The organism is Marinimicrobium locisalis (assembly GCF_039822625.1).
Lineage (GTDB): Bacteria > Pseudomonadota > Gammaproteobacteria > Pseudomonadales > Cellvibrionaceae > Marinimicrobium > Marinimicrobium locisalis.
Genome location: NZ_JBDLLG010000068.1, coordinates 1 through 1,527 on the forward strand (window position 1 = coordinate 1; position 1,527 = coordinate 1,527).

General features: G+C 60.6%; 1 protein-coding gene. It reads left to right on the plus strand.

Going from position 1 to position 1,527, the window contains the following annotated elements; translation table 11 throughout:
• A partial coding sequence (locus AAE514_RS18410) for a hypothetical protein (RefSeq protein WP_347333025.1) occupies window positions 1-1,527 on the plus strand: 1,527 nt, incomplete at both ends.

Below are 1,527 nucleotides of genomic sequence, written 5' to 3' on the forward strand. Positions count from 1 at the left end.
GCCGAGGGCGGCACCCTGAATAATAACCTGACCTTTGAGAAAGTCGCCACCGTGCGCGGCGGCAACGCGGCGGACACTTTTACCCTGAGCGGTAACACGGCCTTCGCCGGGTCCATTGACGGGGGCGCCAATCTTGAGAACGCCGAGGGTGTGCGACCGGACAATACGCTGGACTTGAGCGAGTACGACCCGGCCGTCACCCTGACGTACGGCGCCGACGGCCCGAGTTGGGATATTGAAAATATCAACGATATTGTCGGCAACGGCACTACCACCCTGGCATTGGAGAGCGGCACCAACCAGTGGGAGCTCACCGGCGCCGAGACCGGAAGCGTGACCACGAGCCCGGGCACCGCCGCGGGCGGTCTGTTTGACAGAGCCCTGACCTTTTCCGGGGTGAGCGCGTTAAACGGCGGTAGCGGTGAAGATACCTTCAAACTCACTGGCAATAAGGCGTTTACCGGTGCCATTAACGGGGGCGGCAATACCGACACCTTTGATTTTACCGAGTTCAGCACCGACACCGCGCTCGATATTTCCCTGGGAAATCACCCGGCGGCCACGGTCGACCTGGCCTCCTTTGAAGTATTGGAAGGCCACACGCCCACCCAGGGTGATAACACCCTGCGTGGCGCTGCGGGCCAAGCCCATACCTGGACCATCGACGCGGAAAACGAGGGCACCGTGCAGTGGGTCAACAATGGGCAAACGTTCAGTGTTGATTTCTCGGGCTTCGGGGCGCTCTCGGGGGGTGACCGGGGTGATGTCTTTAACGTGGAAGGCCAGGGCGATATCACCGGCACCCTGCGTGGGGGCAACCAACTGGATGTATTGGATTTCTCCCAAAAAGAAGGGGCGATCGAGCTGACCGTTGGCCAGAGCACGCTGGGCGGTACACTGTCCATTGCCGACATAGAAAGCGTGATCGGTCATTATGGGAACGAAGACAACGACACCAGTACTCTGGAAGTCTCCCACAACAGTACCTCGAATACTTGGACTCTGACCGATCAGCGCCAGGGGCTTGATGCGGTGGACGGTGTTAACGACGGCGTGCTGGAAACCTCTGATGGCAAGAGGCTTTACTTTAGTAACTTTACCACCCTCCAAGGGGCTGACCACCCGGATGAGTTTGTGTTTTCCGGCACTGCCCGAATGGACGGCACGCTGGACGGCGGTGGCAACACCAACATCGTGACGGCCACCGGCGCCACCCAGGCCCTGAGCTTCACCTTGCGTGAAGGCGGCGATGCCGACACCTATCTCCAAAACATCAACGCGGTGAATGCCAGCGCCGCCTACGTCCACCGGCTGGTGGGCACCAACGCGGCCACCGTCGCCTGGACCCTCGACGGTGAGTACCGAGGCGAGCTGGACAGCGGCTTGAGCTTCTCCGGCTTTAAGCACCTGGTGGGCGGCTCGGGAGAAGATACCTTTACCCTGACCGGCGATGGACGGGTCGAGCACATCGAGGGCGGCGGCGAATCAGATACCCTGAACCTTCAACAGAGCAACCACGCTTTCCAG